The organism is bacterium (assembly GCA_009926305.1).
Lineage (GTDB): Bacteria > Bdellovibrionota_C > UBA2361 > UBA2361 > RFPC01 > RFPC01.
In genome coordinates this window covers 1-1,860 of record RFPC01000186.1, presented here as the reverse complement: position 1 = coordinate 1,860, position 1,860 = coordinate 1, and the positions used below count along the sequence as shown (strand labels likewise).

The window sequence follows — 1,860 nt, the reverse complement described above, 5'->3', positions numbered from 1 at the left end:
TGTATCAATGGTAATTTTTGTTACGGCTTTATCGCTGCTTACTGACTCTTTAAGAGACGCGTTAGACCCAAAGCTCACTCATTGATATGGTTGAAACCTCTAGGTCTCCATTGCTCTCTGTTGATAGACTGACTATTGATTTTCGAAGTGCTTCGGGCAGAATAGTTCAGGCGGTTCGCGATGTATCGTTTCAGATTTTTTCGGAACAAACACTTGCTGTCGTCGGTGAATCCGGGAGCGGAAAGTCGGTTACCTCTTTGGCGATTATGGGGCTCCTTCCCAAGAGAGCCGTCCGAGTTCGAGATACCTCAGCCATTTTCTTTAAGGGGAATGACTTACTAAAACTCTCGCACTCGCACATGAGAGCCTTGCGTGGCCGAAAGATTTCTATGATTTTTCAAGATCCTATGAGTTCATTGAATCCCGTCTTTCCTGTGGGGTTTCAACTTTCTGAGATGTTGCGAGTTCATAAGGGAATGTCACGCAAGGTGGCCCATGAGAAAACATTAGATCTTCTCCATGAGGTGGGTATTGCTGAGCCGTTACGCCGAGTAAATGCCTATCCTCACGAGTTATCCGGAGGTCAGCAGCAGAGAGTCATGATAGCGATGGCTTTGTCCATGGAACCAGATCTGCTGATTGCAGATGAGCCTACTACCGCACTCGACGTTACCATTCAAAGGCAAATAGTTCAGCTTCTTCTAAGCCTTCAGGCGAAGCGCCGAATGGCCATGATCTTTATTACCCATGATCTCGCATTAGTAAGTGAGTTTGCGCATCATGCAGTGGTTATGCGCGCCGGCCGTGTGGTTGAGGCAGGAGAAGTCGTGGAGGTCTTTACTCGTCCCAAGAATACATATACGAAAGCATTGCTCATGTGCAGGCCTGGAGCGAATAAGCCAGGGCATCGACTGAAAGTCCTTGAGGATTTCATCTCGTTAAGAGACGTTAGCTCTCAAGAACACCGACCACAGTACAACGATAAATATCCAGCGAAGTTTGGAAAGGTTTTACTCGAGGTTCGCAATCTCAAGAAGGTTTTTGACCGACGGGTCCATTTATTTAAAACGGAAAAATTTATTGCGGTAAGAGATATTTCTTTCTCTATACGGCAGGGACAAACGCTGGGCATTGTTGGAGAGTCGGGTTCTGGAAAAACGACAACGGCTCTATGTATACTTCGCTTGATGAAGTTCAATTCGGGCCAAATTTTTTTTGATGGAATAGATCTTCTCAAGATGAGTAAAGACGAGATCTCGTCTTATAAGCGCAGGGTGCAGATTGTTTTTCAAAATCCTTTTGGGAGTTTAAATCCGAGGTTTACTGTGTGGCAAATATTAGAGGAACCAATGATTCTTCATGGCCTAGGTTCTTCAGACATAGAGAGGCGTAGTCGAGCGTGCACTCTGTTAGAGCAAGTCGGATTGCCTTCGGACTCTTTAAATCGTTATCCTCATGAATTTTCTGGGGGTCAGCGGCAACGCATTTCAATTGCCAGAGCCTTAGCGTTAACGCCGAGCCTTATCGTCTGTGACGAACCTGTCTCCTCACTCGATGTTTCAGTACAGGCGCAAATCTTAAACCTATTGAAAGATCTTCAGCAAGAATTAGGATTGAGTTATTTGTTTATTTCACACGACCTAGAAGTGGTTCGCCACATGTCGAATGAGCTCATCGTTATGAGAGATGGCGTCATCGTTGAGGAAGGTCCTGCTGAAGTCCTTTATAGTAGGCCTAGCCATTCCTACACAAAAGAGTTGCTCAATGCTTCTCCAAGGCTTAGCTCCTTTGTTGCGCAGTAGCTTCCTAATGCTAGTAAGTTTCTTAGAATGCTATCCGAACGTTATATACCGTGAGAGA

1 protein-coding gene is annotated in these 1,860 nt (G+C 45.4%); it reads left to right on the top strand.

What is annotated here, in order from left to right; all coding sequences use genetic code 11:
* Positions 1 to 86: 86 nt before the first annotated feature.
* Positions 87 to 1,802, top strand: coding sequence for an ABC transporter ATP-binding protein (locus EBR25_13600; GenBank protein ID NBW42017.1), 1,716 nt, complete (start codon positions 87 to 89; stop codon positions 1,800 to 1,802).
* Positions 1,803 to 1,860 lie beyond the last annotated feature (58 nt).

Excerpts from the sequence above, each read along its gene's own strand:
- EBR25_13600 (NBW42017.1), top strand. The coding sequence starts at position 87 with ATGGTTGAAACCTCTAGGTCTCCATTGCTCTCTGTTGATAGACTGACT.